This is a genomic window from Sphingomonas sp. R-74633, assembly GCF_013416555.1.
Lineage (GTDB): Bacteria > Pseudomonadota > Alphaproteobacteria > Sphingomonadales > Sphingomonadaceae > Sphingomonas.
The window spans coordinates 569,475-585,043 of the sequence record NZ_JACCFG010000004.1 but is presented as its reverse complement, the minus strand read 5'-3'; the positions used below and the strand labels follow the sequence as shown (position 1 = coordinate 585,043).

The window sequence follows — 15,569 nt, the reverse complement described above, 5'->3', positions numbered from 1 at the left end:
CGTTGTAGCATCGTTGGACGGGTCCCGTAGCGGGACGCCGACGGTTCAGCGTGGTCCTTCGCCGAAGTCGCGCTCGACGATAGCGCTGCGCGCCACCGTGGCGCCGAGCCCGGCCACGATGACCGCAAGCCCGGCATCGAGGTCATGCTTCTGCCCGCACATGAAGATATCGACGCACGCCGTGCCATATTCGGGCCAGGTGTGGATCGAGATATGCGATTCCGCGAGCAGCGCCACGCCGGTCACGCCCTGGCCGGGGCCGAAGCTGTGCAGCCGTATCTCGAGCAGCGTCGCGCCCGCTGCCTTCGCCGCCGCGACCAGGCAGGTCTCGATATGCGCGGCATCCGTCAGCCGGCTGGCGTCGCACAGATCGGCGATGAGATGATGTCCGCTCACAACAGGCTTTCATGGGCGTGGCCGAGCAGCGCCATCGCGCGCTCGGCGGCATGCACGCCGTGATAATGGGCTTCCTCGAACAGCGACAGGCCGCTCAGGTCCGAATGGGCGAGGAACAGGGGCGGCTCGGGTTGCGCCGCATCGCCGCGCCACAGGAAGCCGGGCGTCGGGCGGATCATCGCATGGCCCCAGCGCCACAGCTCGATGCTGCGGATCGCATCGTCCAGCTCCGGATGCATCGCGAGCAGATCGTCGCGCACCATCCGCTTCCAGTCATCGGCCGAGCGCTCGAGCAGCAGCCGGCGCGCGACCACCGGTTCCATGTCCGACAGCGGAAGATACCAGGTGAGCACCGTGCCCGCGCTGATCGCATCGGGTCCCTGGTGCGTCGCGACGACATAGCCGAGCGAGTTGCTGGTGCTCGACACATTGTCCCAGGCTAGCGGCACGCCGCGGCCCTGCGGCAGGCGATCGACGGTGATATTGGCGATCAGCCAGGGCGCGTAGCTGAAGTCCTTCGCGCTGCCGACCTGCGGACAGACCCGCGCCGCGACAAAATGCGGCATCGCGAGGATCGCGGCGCGTGCGCGGGTGCGGACGGTATGGTTCGCGGCAACGTCGAAGCTGTCGACCAGCACCGCCTCGCCCTCGCGGGCAACGCGGTGGACGATATGCCCGCGCGCGATGCGATCGGGGAAGAATCCGGCAAGGTGGTGGACCAGCCGGCCATTGCCCTCGGGCCAGGTCAGCTCATTCTCGCTTGCGCCCTGCGCCGCCCAGCCGCGCCGGCTTGCGAAGTAATGGACGCCCGCCCAGGCCGAGACATGCTGCGGCTCGGTGCCGTAATCGTCGCGCATCGCGTAGCGGACATGCGCACGCAGCACCGGCGAGCGCCAGCCCTGCTGGTCGAGCCAGGCGGCAAAGTCGATCCGGTCGAGCGCAGCCAGTTCCGGGTCACGCGAGCTATAGGCCATCGGTACCGCGAAGGCCGGCTTGCCGTCGCTGCCGACGCGCTTCGAATAACCGGCCATCGCCTGCTCGAACGCGGCAAGGTCGGCGCGGTCGCGCGCGTTGATGCCGGTGCGCGGGATCAGCCCCTCCTGCCAGCGCCCCTGCCAGAACAGCCGCTCCTGCATGTCGGCGCAGAGCTGCTCGGGGTCGTAGACCGGCGCGCCATCCATATCGCCGGTGATCATGCCGAGCTGGCGCAGCAGGTGCTGGAGTGCCCTGGCTTCCTTGTTCGCCACCGGCAGATAATGCGCGCCGAGCGGATAGGCCGAAACCGCGTTGCGGCCGCTGCGGGCATTGCCGCCCACCTGATCCTCGAGCTCGAGCAGCTTGAAGCGGGTGAAGCCGGCATCGTGCAGCCGCCAGCCCGCCGAAAGGCCGGCCACGCCGCCACCGGCGATGACCAGATCGGCTTCCTCGAACCGGCTCGGCGCCGGAAAGCCGCCGTCGCGCAGCCGATGCCCGCGCGCGAGGTCGGCACCGCCCAGCGCGCCCGGCGGCAGCTTCGCCTCGCGCTCCAGCGCATAGGCCAGCCCGCCGCCCGCCGCGGCGACCGCTGCCGCGCCCAGGCCGAGGACCGCGCGCCGATCAGCCTTCATATTTGCTCCAGGCGTCGGCGAATTCGCGGACGAGCACCTGGTTGTCGAGCCGGTTCACCGGCGCCGGGCGCCGCGCCATGTCGGGCGGGAAATCGAACAGCCGCTGGTCGATCTGCGGCGTCAGGAAGCGCCCGCCGGCCGGGATGCGCGCGCCATTCGGGATCGGCCCCTCGGCGGCGAGCACGAAGCCCCATTCGCCGAAGCTGGGCACATAGACGTGATAGCCCCGCGTCTGCAGCCCGGCCGCTTCGAGCGTCGAGGCGACCGTCCAATAGGCCATCGGCGCCACCAGCGGAGACGTGCTCTGCACCACCATCATCCCGCCGGGCGCGAGCAGCTTGCGCACTGCGCGGTAGAAGGTCTCCGTATAGAGCTTGCCGACCGAATAATCGACCGGATCGGGGAAATCGACGATGATCGCGTCATACTGGCCGGGCTTGCTCGCCCCGGTCTCGCGCGCCCAGCGAAAGCCGTCGGCATTGAGCAGGGTCATGCGCTTGTCGGTCAGCGATCCCTTGTTGAGATCGGTCAGCATCGCGGTCTTGGAGAACAGCTTGGTCATCTCGTCGTCGAGATCGACCAAAGTGAGGTGCTGCACCTCAGGATGCTTGAGCACTTCGCGCGCCGCCAGCCCGTCGCCGCCGCCCAGGATCAGCACGTTGCGCGGATTGGCGACGCGGCCGAGCACCGGATGCACCAGCGCCTCGTGATAGCGATATTCGTCGCGTGAGGAGAATTGCAGGTTGCCGTTGAGATACAGCCGCAAATCATCGTCATGGCGGGTGAGGACGATGCGCTGATATTTGGTGCTCATCGCGTAGATCACCGGCTCGCCATAGCTCGCCACTTCCGCCCAGCGCTGCAGCCGGTCCGACGCGACGAAGCCGGCGCCGAGGCCGAGCAGCACGAGCACCCCGGTGATCTTCTCCAGCCGGAAGCCAGCGGCGCGTGGCAGCGTCACGAGCACCGCGAGCGCAACGGCGGCGTTGAGGATGCCGAACAGGAAGCCGGTGCGGATCATGCCGAGATGCGGCATCAGCAGCAGCGGGAAGAGCAGGCTCGCCACCAGCGCGCCGACATAGTCGAAGGTCAGCACGTTCGACACGGTTTCGCGGAAATCGAACACGCGCAGGATGCGGATCAGCAGCGGGATCTCGAGCCCGACCAGGAAGCCGATGCCGAGCACCAGCCCGTAGAGTGCTACCCGGAAATGCTCGACCAGCGGGAACAGCACGAATAGCGCCGCCGCGGATGCGCCGCCGAGCACCGCGATCAGCAGTTCGACCCGGATGAACAGCCGCAGCTCGTCGCGCTTCACATAGCGCGAGCACCAGCTGCCCACGCCCATCGCGAACAGATAGGTGCCGATCACGGTGGAGAATTGGGTGACGCTGTCGCCGAGCAGATAGCTGGCCAGCGTGCTGGCGAGCAGCTCGTAGATCAGCCCGCAGGTCGATACGATGAAGGCAGAGGCAAGCAGCGCGGCGGCGGGTGCCGACGCGCGAGGTTTCGGCGCGACGGGGTCTCCCTCAGCCATGAATGGCGGCGGCGACGATGATCGCCAGCCCGATCGCGACCGCGCCCGAGAAGATCGCGACGGCGACATTCTGGTTCTCGCGGATCTCCTGCCACAGCTTCCCCGGGGTCAGCAGGTCGAGCACGACAAAGCCGATCACGAAGACGATGATGCCGAGGAACGCATAGAGCAGGGTGGCGAGAAGCGCCGGAAGCGTGGTGACCATGTTCGTCTCCCTTATTTGTGGTGGGGGCCGTAGAAGCCGTAATGCGCGCGCGCGCCGCCGCCCTCGGCGAAGGGCGACCAGGCGAAGACACCGGTGAGCGTGAACAGCGCGATCACGCCGAGGCACCAGAGCGCGTAGAAGAAGCTGCGCGTGCTCATCAGTCATCGTCTCCTGTCGGCGCGTAGTCGCTTTCGCCGGTGCGGGCCTTTTCGAAACTGAGATGCAGCGCCAGCGCGATCAGCCAGGGCGCGGCGAGCAGGATCAGCGCGATCAGGATGTTCGAGCCGAACAGCGTGCCCTGGCGCACCTCCACCTCGATCTTGGGCGCATTGGCGGCGTCCATCCAGCCGCTGCTGATTTCCTGGCCATAGGGGTCGGAACTGGAAAAGCCGGAGGAGCCGGTCCAGCGATTGCCCTTGTATTCGACCACCAGGTCATAGGTGCCCGCCGGCACGCTGGCGATCGAGATGTCGGAATCGCGCGAACCCTCGGTCCAGGGGCCGTCGGAATCGCTTCCCGAATAGCGTTCCGCCGCACCGTACGCTTCATAGACCTGCTGCGTCTTGCGATCGACCAGGCTGTAATCGAGATCGACCCAGCCATTTTCCAGGCTCGGCACATCGGCGCGGATCTCGACCCGCTGGTAGCGGTTGCGGAAGGTGATCGGCCCCAGCGTCGCGGTCTGCTCATGCCCGTCCTGTGCGACGGCGAGCGAGCCAGCCGCCGACCAGCCGGTGCCGCCGAAGAACATCGAGAACAGCAGCAGGAAAGCGAGCGCCACGCCGCCGATCTTCGCGCCGGCCTTGAGCCATCCGCCCCAAGGCGAAGGCTGGTGGGGCAAAGGCGGCCACACCATGCCCGAGCTCGGCGCGCCGAACGCCCTAGTGATCTCCTTCTCGGGCACCCATTCGTTGAGCGTCCAGCTGACTTCGTGCCCGTCTTCCTCGCGGGAGAGCATTTCGCCGGGGCGCACCCAGTCGGCGGTCTTCACTGTCTCGCCCACCGCGACGCGCCAGTAGAATTCGCCGAGCACGTCGTCGACCTGGGCGTCGCCGTAGAAGAAGCGATGGTAATAGCTAGAGTCGAGCCCATAGGCGTCGTAGGTCCGCCATTCGGGCGTGCGCGTCAGCATCGTGCCGAAGCTCCACCCGCCGCGCACATTCACCAGCCAGCGATAGCCGTGATAGGGGTTGAAGAGGAGATACTCCTCCCACGGATAGCCGTCCTGCGAGCGGCGCAGCCAGCCGATCGCCTCCCATTCAACCCCGCGCAGCGTGCCGCGCGTGCCGAGCGGGATGTCGAGCGCAGTGTTCGCCTCCTGATACTGCGTCACCAGCTTCACTTGCGGGTTGGTGACGTCGAGGATCGAGCCGCAATATTGGCAGGCGACATGGACGGTATAGCCCGCCGCGCGGATCTCGACCGTGCCGCCGCAGCCCGGGCAGGTCAGCGGGTGCGTCGCCGGGGCGGGCATCAGCGCGGGTGCCGGTGCCGGCAGGTCGGGGCGGGGGGCGTCAGGCAGCATAGTCGGGCAGTGCCCAGCCTTCGATCGCGCGCAACCCATGCGGCGCCAGTTCGTCGAGCGTCACGTAGCGGCCCTCGTAGAAACTCACGTCCTTGCCGTCGCGCTGGAGGTTGGCGCATTCGGGGCCGGTGCCGCGCAGGTCGACGCTGTAGACCCGCCAGCCCGAAGGCGCGGTGAACGGCAGCTCGCCTTCGGCGGCGACACAGACGACCTCGCGCGCATCGGAAATGGTCAGCTTCATGCCGTCGAGCTGGACCTCCTTGCCCGGTATCGCCTCGCCGCCATTCGCCACGGTGCGCAGCGCCTGGGTGCGGACGCCGGTGAACGGGCGCTCCCACAGCAGCATGAACTGCCCCATCGCCTCGCCGAGCCAGGCATTGCTGTTGTCGTCGAAGAACAGCAGCCACTCGTTCCACGCGCCGTCGGTCCAGCTCCAGCGGACCCGGCCGATCACTTCGAATCCCTTGCCGTCATAGCTGCCGCGCATGCCGATCCGCACCGGGCTCACATCGAACGGCAGCACCGCCGCTTTGCCGACCTGGGTGAGGTCGCCGCCGGTGCGCACCAGCATCGTGTGGCAATAGTCGCACACCCGGCTGGGCAAGGCGGGCGAGCGGAACACCACATCGGCACCGCAATTGGGGCAGGGGACGTGCAGGCTCATCGGCAGGTCAGCGGATACGGCCGAGCAGCTCGGTCTTCTTGGCGTCGAACTCTTCCTGGGTGATTGCGCCCATCGTCATCAGCTTGTGGAGCTTCTCGATCTGGGCATAGGCGTCCTCGGCCGGGGCTGCGGGGGTGGCCGCCGCCGCGGGCGCGCTCGCCGCGCCGCCCATCATGCTCTGGCCGATCGCCATGCCCGCCGCCATGCCGGCGCCGGCACCCGCGACGCCGCCCGATTGCGCCGCCGCCGTCTCGATCGCCTCGGCGCTCTGGAAGCGCACGAACCGGTCGAGATCGCCGACCACGCGCATCGAGCTCGCCTTGTCGAGATGCGCCTGGACTTCGTCGGGGAGCGACAGGCTCTCGATATAGAAGCTGGTGCAGGTCAGGCCCCATTGCGCGAAGGCGGGCTCGACCGCGGCCTTGAGCTTCTCCGACAGCACCGACTGGTTGGCGGCAAGGTCGAGAAAGGCGATCTCGCCGCCGCCCAACGCCGAGGCGATCGACGTGGCGATCGCGGCACGCAGCTGCGGCTCGATGTCGCTGACGGTGAGCCGCTCGAGCGAGCCCATCATCTTCACCGAAAAGGCGGCAACGTCCTCGACCCGGAAGCTGTAGCTGCCGAACGCGCGGATGCGCAGCGGCCCGAATTCCTTGTCGCGCACCGTGATCGGCTGCGCGGTGCCCCATTTGAGCCCGGTCTGCTCTTTCTGGCTGTAGAAATAGACATCCGCCTTGAACGGGGAGGCGAAGCCCTTGTCCCAGTTCATCAGCGAGGTAAGCAGCGGCAGATTGCCGGTCTTCAGCGTGTGAAGGCCGGGCAGGAACGCGTCGCCAATCTCGCCTTCGTTGAAGAACAGGGCCGTCTGGCCGCTGCGGACCGTCAGCTGCGCGCCGTTCTGGATCTCGCGATCCTGCATCGGATAGCGAATGGCCAGCGTGCCGGGCTCGTCGACCCAGTCAATGACGTCGACAAACTGCTTCGAGAGAAAATCGAAAATACCCATCGTGCCCCTCCGACGAACCACGATAGGCGATAAGCCACGCGCGCAAAACAACAAAGCGAAGCTCGCGCGGCTTTGGTGGAATCCCGGCCGGCTTGCCGGGATTCCACCGTGCCTCTTATCGGCGCGACACCAGGTGACGCCCGCCCGGCTGCTGGGCGAAGGTCCAGCGCTGGTCGGTGAAGCGTTCGATGATGTCCGCCGCGGTGCGCGCATGCTGGCTCGGCTTCACCGTCGTGAAGCTGCCCCCGCCGGTGAGCGCGAACGGCAGCAGCAACTGGTCCGCGAGATACGGCCCGGCGAACGCGTCCGATTCGAGAAACCCCGCCATCCGCTGCGCCGCGGTCTTCGCCAGCGACTCCGCCGATACGCCGAGCTTGCCGAAGCCGGTGACGATCTCGGTCGCGTGCTCGAACTCCGCCTCGAGCAGCAGCGCGTTGCCCGGCCCCTGCTCCTCGGGAAGCTGGCGCACCGCGAAGGCGTCCTCGGGCCAGTCGGGCAGCAGCTTGCGCACCGTCTCGATCTCGCGCTTGCCGATCTCGTAGGCGAGTCCGGCAACCAGCGCCGTCGCCGACACCGATAGCGGCGCCCCGCGATCGATACAGTCGATCGGCGTGAGCGTGCCGGGTTCGATCTCGACTTCGATCCGCCCGCCGCCGCGCGGATAGAAGCCGTGGCGGATCAGCCGCAGCTCGATCCGCGCACCCATACGGCGCAGCACCGGCACGAAGGCGCGCGCGATGAAGTCGAACGGCGGGGCGAGCATGTTGTGCGTGCCGCCCTCGAGCACCAGCCGCGAACGCCCGCCAGTGAGCAGCAAGGGCATCAGCACCGTCTGGAAGACGAGCCCGGTGCTCCCCGCGGAGCCGACCGCGAAGTGATACTCACCCGCCACCACGCGGCCGGGCGTGAAGGCGATTTCGGACGATCCCACCGCCACACCTTCGCAGATCGCCCCGCCGATCGCGCACGCGGCCTCGATTGCGGTGACGTGCTGGCGCATCAGCCCCGGCTTCTCGCGCTTGCCGCGCACATTGGTGATGCGGAAGGGCTTGCCGGTGGCGAGCGACAGCGCGCACGCATTGCGCACGATCTGCCCCCCGCCTTCGCCTTCCGATCCATCGATGATGATCATGAATTCACCAGTTCCACAAAGAGTTCGCTTGCCCGCGCTTCCGCATCCGCGCGCATCGGCGTCGCCGGCAATTCGGCGGCGCGGCCGAGTTCGTCGCCGATCAGCGCGTCGATCTCCGGCACCCGCGTGCCGTTCGACAGCTCGTTGGTCCGGCTCTTCGCCGCGACCAGCAAGGCGATCTGCTCGACCAGTGCGGCCGGCAGCTCGGTGACCTCGACCAGCGCCTGCAGGTTCATCGGCGGGCGCGCATCGGGGCGCAGGCGCAGGGCCCTCACCGCCAGCGCCGGGCGAAGCGCGTAGAAGTACTTCTTCACCGGCACGTCACCCGGCCGATCAAGCCAGCGGTTCGATGCCGCCCGGCCGAGATTGGCATAGTGCAGCGCCAGCGCCCGCGGATCGAGCAGGTCGTCCGCCAGCGCCGCCAGCTTGCCGATGAACGGATCGTCGGCGCGGTAGCGGATCGGCGACAGCATCCACTCGCTGACCACGGCATTCGACCTCAGCAGCAGCCCGAGCGTCTTGCGCACGTCCCAGCCGTTCAGGTCGATCTCGTCGACGATCGGATGCTCAATCACGTCACGGCCCGGCGCGAGCGACAGATACCAGTCGCGCGGCCGCACATAGACGAAGCGCACGTCGTAATCGCTGTCGGGCGAGGGGAAGCCCCAGGCCCGCGAGCCGGACTCGATTGCCATCAGCAGGCGAACGCCTTGCGTCGCCTCGACGGCATCGAGCCGCGTCTCGATCTCGCGCCGCACGGCGGGATCGATGGGGTCGTGAACTTGGGCAGTCATGGGAAATTCCAAAGAGTTTTGGCGGTGCGCGCCAAGGGCTCGACGAGAGCTATCCCTTGACGCACACCACCTGCTTCAGCGTGTGCACGATCTCGACCAGGTCCGCCTGCGCGGCCATCACGGCCTCGATCGGCTTGTACGCCTTCGGCGTTTCGTCGATCACACCTTCGTCCTTGCGGCACGCCACACCCGCGGTGTCGCGGATATGCTCGTCGAGCGTCACCAGCTTCTTCGCTGCGGTCCGGCTCATCACCCGGCCCGCGCCGTGACTGCAGCTGTCGAACGATTCCGGGTTTCCGAGACCCCGGACGATGAACGACTTTGCGCCCATCGATCCCGGGATGATCCCCATCACCCCCTTGGCTGCGCGCACGGCGCCCTTGCGGGTGACGAGGACATTCTCGCCGAAATGATTCTCGCGCTGGACGTAGTTGTGGTGGCAGTTGACTGCCTCCAGCTCCGCGTCGAACGGCTTGGCGATCTGCCCGCGCAGCGCACGGATGACATTGGTCATCATCATCCGCCGGTTGAGCGCGGCAAAGTCCTGGGCCCAGCCGACCGCCTCGACATAGTCGTCGAAATGGTCGGTCCCTTCCGGGAAATAGGCCAGGTCCTCATCGGGCAGGTTGATGTGCCATTTGCGCATGTCCTTCTTCGCCAGTTCGATGAAGAAGGTCCCGATCGCGTTGCCGACGCCGCGCGACCCCGAGTGAAGCATCACCCACACCCGCTGCTCTTCGTCGAGACACAGCTCGATGAAGTGATTGCCGGTGCCCAGCGTGCCGAGATGCACGAGGTTGTTCGTGTTCTTCAGCTTCGGATGCTTGTCGCAAATCCGCTCGAAGCGCAGCGCAAGCGTCGCCCAGGCCTCGACGATCGCCGCGGGCGGATCGCCCCACGACCCCGTGTCGCGCTTGGAACGCCCGACCGAGCGGCCGTGCGGCACCGCCTGCTCGATCGCGGAGCGGATGCCCTCCAGATTGTCGGGCAGGTCGCTCGCCACCAGCGAGGTGCGCGCGGCCATCATGCCGCAGCCGATGTCGACGCCCACCGCCGCCGGAATCACCGCGCCCCTGGTCGGGATCACGGAACCCACGGTGGCGCCGATGCCGACATGGACGTCGGGCATCGCGGCGACGTGCTTGAACACGAACGGCATCTGCGCCGCGCGCGCGAGCTGCGCCCGGGCGCCGTCTTCGACCGGAACGCCGCGGGTCCACATCTTGATCGGCACGCCGCCTTCGACGTGCTGGAAATCATACAATGCCTCGGTCATCTCGACCTCCTTCAGCTATCCTGACGCTGGCGACGAGTTTTGGCGAGACATCCCGAATTGCTCGGGGCGGAGTCGAACCGCTCGGCCTTTCGGCCTTTACCGTGTAGTCTCGCCGGCATTCGCCAGCATGAAATTCGGGTGCCGGCGACGACGGGTTGGCGAGACATTTCCCTGAGCTATCCGGTTGCCCGGAGGCGGAGTTGAACCGCCGACCTCCCGCCGTAAAAGGGCGGGTGCTCTGTCCAGTAGTCCCACCGGCATTCGCCAGCTTCGTAATTGGGTCCCGGCGACAAGCTTTGCGAAGGACAGCCCCCGAAGGGACATCATTGGCAAAGGATGTAGTCCTGCGCGGCATTCGCCGGGATCGATTTGGCCATGGCGACCAGGGTTTTGACGGACAACTCCCGCTCTCCCGCTGAGCTACGGTCCCCGAAGGGCCCGGCGGGATTCGAACCCGCGACCTGGCGATTAGAAGTCGATGTAGTCCGTCAGGCATTCGCCATGTTGTAGGTCGGGTCGTGGCGACGAGTTCGGTGAGACGCGGTCCTTAAGCTACACTCCCGAGGCGGGATTCGAACCCGCATCTCCCGGGGGATTAGCCCCGGGCGCTTTACTCGTCGGACCTTCATTTTGGGATGTAGTCCCACCAGCATTCGCCACGGCCCTTTTCCTATACCTCCACTTGCTTGATCCGCTCGACCCAGTCGCGCGTCTCGCCGGCGGCGAAGCGTGCGATCGTGTCGAACACGGCGTCGGAGAAGCCCCCGACATTGAGGATGTCCGCCCGGCTTTTGGCCTGCGTCGTCCCGTAGGGCTGGATGTCGATGCAGACGAGCTTCGCCCCGGGGTTCCGGCGCTTCAGCTGCTCCCACTCGCGCATCGTCGCCGTCGCGCCATGCCGTGTGGCATCCACCCAGGACTCATTGTCCGAGACGATGACCACGAGATCGACCTTGGCCCATCCCGCATTGAGCATCGCGAGCGGTGCCGAGACATTCGTCCCGCCTCCGCCCACCGCGGCCAGCTTCGCCGCATTGACGGCGACCCGGGCCCCGGCATCGAGCGTGAGCGGCACGACCGAATGCTCGAACGGCAGCACGCGGGCATCGCGGTTGGTCCGCAGCATCGCCGCCGCGACCAGGGCCGCGACATCGATGCAGCGCACCGCCGACGAAGCACCCTTGCGGTAGCCCGTCACCGGCGATCGCATCGACCCCGACACGTCGGGGCAGACCACGACCCGGCCCGGCACCTGCGGCACGCGGGCGAGCGACTGGTCGAGCGCATCCTCCAGCGCCGCCTGTACCTTGAGCGGCACCCCGTCGCCGGCCTGGCCCAGCGCCACCATCAACTGGTAGGGCAGGGGACGGACCTTCGCGAGGGCCTCAGGGTCGGCGAGCCGTGCGGCGACCGCTTCGGCGCACCCCTTCACGTTGAACGCGCCGTTGCGCGCCAGAGTGTTGAGGTTCATCCGCAGCGCCTGCCACCCGATCCGCCCGGCGAGCACTGCCCAGTCCTCCGCAGTGAGCGGAGAGGCCGTGAGCCACTCGAAGGGCACGGGCGGCAGCGGAAGCGACCGATCGGCCTTCCACGCCTCGAACGCAGCGATCTCGGCGGGCAGCGCGGCAACGTCGTAGGGACGCCCGATCAGCCAGCCATAGAAAGCCTTGCGCGCCGCGTCGGCGGGCTTGGGGTGAACCATGCGGACCACGTCCGCCAGGCTCGGATCCTTGCCCGTCGCCGCCGCCATCAGCTGCGGCATCGACGCCTGCTCGAGCCAACGCTGGACCAGCCGCTTCGGCCGCGAGCCAAGCGAGGTGCGCCCGACCTGCCCCGAGCGCATGATCTGCACGAAGTTGCGCAGCATCCGCGCATTGTCGATCACGCGGTTGAACACCGGGATCGCCAGATCGGGATCGGCGACCGTCAGGTACGCCGCCAGCAATGCCGGCATGTCCTTCATCGTCCCCGACGACCGCGCATAGATCGCAGCCTGCGCCACGAAATACGGGTCGACCGCCCTGGCCGCTTCGAGCACATCGGCGAGCTGCGTGTCCGCAGCGCCGTAGAAAGTGTCGGCCAGCGTGCCGGTGGCCGCAAGCTGCGCGAGCTTCGCCTCCGGCTCATAGGCATAGACCGGCGCCGCCTCGCGGTTCACGGTGTCGGCTGCCGGAAGCAACCGCGCGATCGCCGAAGCGAAAAGTCCCTTGTTGGCCATTGTCCAACTCCTTGTGAGGGTGGCACCGATGGCTGGAGTCGAACCAGCTGGCATTGGCTTTGGAGGCCAGGCCGCGCCCACGCGCTCACCGATATGCACCGCATTGCGAAGGGCGCCGGATTGCGCCCGTTTGAATTTTCCGGGGGCGGCCAGCCCATTCCGACCGCCCCGCGTTTCCGCCTGCCGGATTGGAGTGTTCGACCGCTCCGTTCCGACACCAGGGGTATCGCAGGAGGCGTGCCAGTTTCGGGGAGGCGCGAGGAGAAATCTAATAAGTTACTGATATTGCTATGGTAATCATCACGAATGCCCGACGCTTCCGACGTCGATTGTTTCGCCGGGCTGTTTGATTTCATATCGTATTCGATAGGAACTTATCCTATGGGATAAGCATGAAGCCCGTCACCGTAATCGGATTCCTCGGCTCCACGCTGGATGCCAGCAAGTTTGGCCCATCGCGCTGGAACAAGTGGCGCCCCTCGGTTGCGCTGACCATGCACGAGGATCTGCGCGTCGATCGCTTCCTGCTGCTTCACGGCTCGCTGCATCGCCGGCTGGCCGAATATGTCGCGGAGGATATCCAATCGGTCTCACCGGAGACCAAGGTCGAGCCGCGCCTGCTCGATTTCGGCGATCCGTGGGATTTCGAGCAGGTCTATGGCAAGCTGCTCGACTTCGCGCGCGGCGAGGCCTTTGATCCGGAGGCCGAGGATTATCTGATCCACATCACCACCGGCACCCACGTCGCGCAGATCTGCCTCTTCCTGCTCACCGAGGCGCGTTATTTGCCCGGCCGGTTGCTCCAGACCCAGCCCGAGCGCGGCGCGCCCAGCAATCCGGCGGGCAAGTGGAACATGATCGACCTCGATCTGTCGCGCTACGACAGCATCGCCACGCGCTTCGCCGTCGCCAGCGCGGAGAGCACGTCGTTCCTCAAGTCGGGCATCGACACGCGCAACGCCGCCTTCAACCGGATGATCGACGAGATCGAGCGGGTGTCGCTGCGCTCAAAGGCGCCGGTGCTGCTGATGGGGCCCACCGGGGCGGGCAAGAGCCTGCTCGCGCGGCGTATCTATGAGCTCAAGCGGCTGAAGCACCAGGTTGCCGGGCCGTTCGTGGAGGTGAACTGTGCGACGCTGAAGGGCGATGGTGCGATGTCCGCGCTGTTCGGGCACCGCAAGGGCGCCTTTACCGGCGCGGTCGCCGATCGGCCAGGGCTACTGCGCGCTGCCGACAAGGGGATGCTGTTCCTCGACGAGATCGGCGAGCTCGGCCTCGACGAACAGGCGATGATCCTGCGCGCGATCGAGGACAAGCGCTTCCTGCCGGTCGGGTCGGACAAGGAAGCAGCGTCCGAGTTCCAGCTGATCGCCGGCACCAATCGCGACCTGGGCGAGGCGGTGGCGGCGGGCGGCTTCCGCGACGATCTCTATGCCCGGCTCAATTTGTGGACCTTCGAACTGCCCGGCCTGGCCGAGCGCCGCGAGGATATCGAGCCCAATCTCGACTATGAGCTCGACCGCTTCGCCGAGCGTGAGGGCGACCGGGCGAGCTTCAACAAGGAAGCCCGCCAGCGCTACCTCGCCTTTGCCACGGGCCCCGATGCGCGCTGGCCGGGCAATTTCCGCGATCTCGCTGCCAGCATCACCCGGATGGCAACATTGAGTCCCAAGGGCCGCATCGACCTCGACTGCGTCGAGGCCGAGATCGCCCGGCTGAAACGGCTCTGGTCCGGGCAGAGCGATGACGGGGCGGGGATATTGGCGGAAGTGCTGGCGCCCGAGGTGCTGACCGAGATCGACCCGTTCGACCGGGTGCAGCTCGCCGAAACCGTCCGGGTGTGCCGTTCGAGCCGCTCGCTCTCCGAAGCCGGCCGGACGCTGTTCTCGGCATCGCTCGCCCGGCGCAGCAGCGCCAATGACGCGGACCGCCTGCGCAAATATCTTGCGCGCTTCGGGCTCGATTGGGCGGCGGTCTCCCGGGCCTGATCCTGGCGACGTTCGGTGTCCGCTCAGCTCGTCTTGCGGACGACCAGCCGGGGCGGCAGCAGGCGGATATCGGAGCTGTGGTTGCTGATCTCACCGATCAGCGTGTCGACCAGCGCCTCGCCCGCCGCGTTATAGTCCTGCGCGATCGTCGAGAGCGGCGGGTTGTTCAGGCTGGCGGCGGGAATGTCGTCGAAGCCGATCACCGAAATGTCCTCGGGCACGCGCTTGCCCGCCTCCTGCAACGCCCGGAGCGCGCCCATCGCGATCAGGTCCGATGCGGCGAAGATCGCGTCGAAGGGCACGCGGTTGAGCAGCAGCTCGTTCGCCGCGGCAAAGCCCGATTCCTCGATCGACAGCGCGCCGATCTGCAGCCGCGGATCGGGCTCGATCCCGGCTTCGAGCTGGGTGTCGCAGAAGCCGTGATAGCGGTCGCGGAACTCGGGATAATGGCTTGTCGCTTCGCCGATGAACGCCAGCCGTCGGCGGCCCTGGGCGAGGAGATGCTCCGCCGCGAGCCGCCCGCCGAGCATGTTGTCGCAGCCGATCGTGGTGCCGAGGCCATCGAGCTCGACCGAGCCCCAGCGCACGAAATGCGTGCCCTGGCGAACCAGGTCCTTGAGGCGGGCGCGGTAGAGCTCATAGTCGCCATAGCCGAGCAGGATCAGCCCATCGGCCTTGCGCGCGTCCTCATAATCCTTGTGCCAGTTGGACGAGAGCTGCTGGAACGAGGTGAGCAGGTCATAGCCGCGCTTGGCGCAGGTGCGCAGGATCGATCCGAGCATCGCCAGGAAGAAGGGGTTGATCGCGGTGCCGTCGGGCAGCGGATCCTCGAAGAACAGCAGGGCAAGCGTGCTGCTCTGGCCGCGGCGGAGCGACGAGGCGTTCTTGTCGACCTTGTAGCCGAGTTGCGCCGCGATCGCCTCGATCCGCTTGCGCGTGCCTTCGTTCACCGTGGGATCGCCGCGCAGCGCACGGCTCACCGTCGGCTGCGAGACGCCCGCCAGTGCCGCGATGTCGAACGATGTCGGCTTGTCCGGCGAGGCCATGCCGCTTCCGTCTCCCGTGCCGCGCAAGTTGCCGCGCTCCCCGTCAAGTAGCGTGCCCGACCCGGAATCGGAAGTCGCGGCCGAATAACGCTGAATACGTATGCGTTTGCCTTCACTTGCCGGCCGCACAGGCCGAATGGGGGGAGGTTAGAAAAACCGTCGCCATCAAAGGCGG

The 15,569-nt window shown here is 67.1% G+C and carries 14 protein-coding genes; 1 reads left to right on the top strand and 13 read right to left on the bottom strand.

Going from position 1 to position 15,569, the window contains the following annotated elements; genetic code table 11:
- Nucleotides 1-45 precede the first annotated feature (45 nt).
- The 12 genes from speD to HZY97_RS15990 all read right to left on the bottom strand — a co-directional run bounded on the left by speD (nt 46) and on the right by HZY97_RS15990 (nt 12,360).
- On the bottom strand, nt 46-396 hold the full coding sequence (gene speD, locus HZY97_RS16045; RefSeq protein WP_180145879.1) for an adenosylmethionine decarboxylase: 351 nt from the start codon (nt 394-396) through the stop codon (nt 46-48).
- Entirely contained in the window at nt 393-2,003 is a 1,611-nt protein-coding gene (locus tag HZY97_RS16040; RefSeq protein ID WP_180145876.1) for an FAD-dependent oxidoreductase, read from the bottom strand. Before HZY97_RS16040 ends, speD begins: the two co-directional genes overlap by 4 nt.
- The gene (locus HZY97_RS16035) at nt 1,993-3,540 is read right to left on the bottom strand and encodes a polyamine aminopropyltransferase (RefSeq protein WP_180145873.1); all 1,548 of its coding nucleotides are present in this window, start codon (nt 3,538-3,540) and stop codon (nt 1,993-1,995) included. Before HZY97_RS16035 ends, HZY97_RS16040 begins: the two co-directional genes overlap by 11 nt.
- On the bottom strand, nt 3,533-3,745 hold the full coding sequence (locus HZY97_RS16030; protein ID WP_180145870.1) for a DUF350 domain-containing protein: 213 nt from the start codon (nt 3,743-3,745) through the stop codon (nt 3,533-3,535). The genes HZY97_RS16035 and HZY97_RS16030 overlap by 8 nt, the downstream gene beginning before the upstream one ends.
- Nucleotides 3,746-3,756: 11 nt before the next feature.
- Nucleotides 3,757-3,903, bottom strand: coding sequence for a hypothetical protein (locus HZY97_RS16025; protein ID WP_180145867.1), 147 nt, complete (start codon nt 3,901-3,903; stop codon nt 3,757-3,759).
- Complete coding sequence (locus HZY97_RS16020) at nt 3,903-5,270, bottom strand: DUF4178 domain-containing protein (RefSeq protein ID WP_180145864.1); 1,368 nt, start codon at nt 5,268-5,270, stop codon at nt 3,903-3,905. The genes HZY97_RS16025 and HZY97_RS16020 overlap by 1 nt, the downstream gene beginning before the upstream one ends.
- Nucleotides 5,260-5,934: a DUF4178 domain-containing protein gene (locus tag HZY97_RS16015; protein ID WP_180145861.1), complete on the bottom strand. Its 675-nt coding sequence runs from the start codon at nt 5,932-5,934 to the stop codon at nt 5,260-5,262. Before HZY97_RS16015 ends, HZY97_RS16020 begins: the two co-directional genes overlap by 11 nt.
- A gap of 7 nt (nt 5,935-5,941) precedes the next feature.
- Nucleotides 5,942-6,940, bottom strand: coding sequence for an SPFH domain-containing protein (locus HZY97_RS16010; RefSeq protein WP_180145857.1), 999 nt, complete (start codon nt 6,938-6,940; stop codon nt 5,942-5,944).
- Nucleotides 6,941-7,055: 115 nt separating this feature from the next.
- Nucleotides 7,056-8,072, bottom strand: a complete 1,017-nt coding sequence (gene rtcA, locus HZY97_RS16005) for an RNA 3'-terminal phosphate cyclase (protein WP_180145854.1) — start codon at nt 8,070-8,072, stop codon at nt 7,056-7,058.
- Nucleotides 8,069-8,866: a nucleotidyltransferase domain-containing protein gene (locus tag HZY97_RS16000; protein WP_180145851.1), complete on the bottom strand. Its 798-nt coding sequence runs from the start codon at nt 8,864-8,866 to the stop codon at nt 8,069-8,071. The genes rtcA and HZY97_RS16000 overlap by 4 nt, the downstream gene beginning before the upstream one ends.
- A gap of 49 nt (nt 8,867-8,915) precedes the next feature.
- Entirely contained in the window at nt 8,916-10,142 is a 1,227-nt protein-coding gene (locus HZY97_RS15995) for an RtcB family protein (protein WP_180145848.1), read from the bottom strand.
- A 670-nt stretch (nt 10,143-10,812) separates the two neighbouring features.
- On the bottom strand, nt 10,813-12,360 hold the full coding sequence (locus HZY97_RS15990) for a VWA domain-containing protein (protein ID WP_180145845.1): 1,548 nt from the start codon (nt 12,358-12,360) through the stop codon (nt 10,813-10,815).
- Nucleotides 12,361-12,752: 392 nt separating this feature from the next.
- On the opposite strand from HZY97_RS15990, the gene rtcR reads away from it, so the two are divergent.
- Nucleotides 12,753-14,348 (top strand): RNA repair transcriptional activator RtcR, encoded by a 1,596-nt coding sequence (gene rtcR, locus HZY97_RS15985; RefSeq protein ID WP_180145843.1) that lies wholly within the window; start codon nt 12,753-12,755, stop codon nt 14,346-14,348.
- A 23-nt stretch (nt 14,349-14,371) separates the two neighbouring features.
- On the opposite strand, the gene HZY97_RS15980 is transcribed toward rtcR, so the two are convergent.
- The gene (locus HZY97_RS15980; protein ID WP_180145840.1) at nt 14,372-15,394 is read right to left on the bottom strand and encodes a LacI family DNA-binding transcriptional regulator; all 1,023 of its coding nucleotides are present in this window, start codon (nt 15,392-15,394) and stop codon (nt 14,372-14,374) included.
- Nucleotides 15,395-15,569: the final 175 nt, after the last annotated feature.